This is a genomic window from Vibrio sp. 704, from assembly GCF_033339295.1.
Genome location: NZ_JAWOUH010000470.1, coordinates 1 through 685 on the forward strand (window position 1 = coordinate 1; position 685 = coordinate 685).

The following is a 685-nucleotide window of genomic DNA, read 5'->3' on the forward strand; positions in this document are numbered from 1 at the left end:
CTCTAACGCTGCGTATTCACCATCTAACACCTCAAACGTTGTCGTCAAGTCGGCCATTCTCGGGCTTCGCTGAGACATCCGATGCAGTGCAAACTCGATGTTGGAGAGATCTTGATAAGATTGCAGCCAGCCGCCCCGCCACATGCGTTGATGCAATAACATAAAACGCGCAGGAAGTGGTGCTTGAACATCTTTGTCTACTTTTTGAAATGCGAACTCGACAAAGTCGTCTAACGACTCTTGGTGAAAATCATTCCAATGCTTGGCTAAACAATGGTCCCAAAACATGTCTAGCGCAATTGGCGCGAAGCGTCTCGCTACGCCTTTAAAATGTGGCTTACATTCTTCGACAATAGGGTGATGATCGGTAATTCGGTCAACGAAGCGGTGGAGTTTGATGCCATTAGTAATGTCAGAATCGTATAGCTTGCTTGGATCTCCTTTTACGAAGTCTCCAAGCAAGTTTCCCATAAAATGGCTATTACAGTGATCTGCAATATGCAGGTGGGCTAAAAAGTTCATTTACCGTCTTTCGCCCTTCTTGGCTCGGTGTTTCATGAACTTAGTATAACGTCTAAAAGAACGTGAAGAGAGTACTAAACGGTACTATTCGTTTTCGTTGTCAGAGCCAACGTATTCCGACAAAATAATGCCAATTTCAAGCGCATCTAGCAGCTCTAGGCTT

At 44.8% G+C, this 685-nt stretch carries 1 protein-coding gene; it reads right to left on the minus strand.

Annotated elements, in window-relative coordinates:
- Positions 1-522: ACP phosphodiesterase (locus R7R24_RS27170; RefSeq protein ID WP_318120192.1), on the minus strand; the 522-nt coding region annotated here is incomplete at its 3' end.
- Positions 523-685 lie beyond the last annotated feature (163 nt).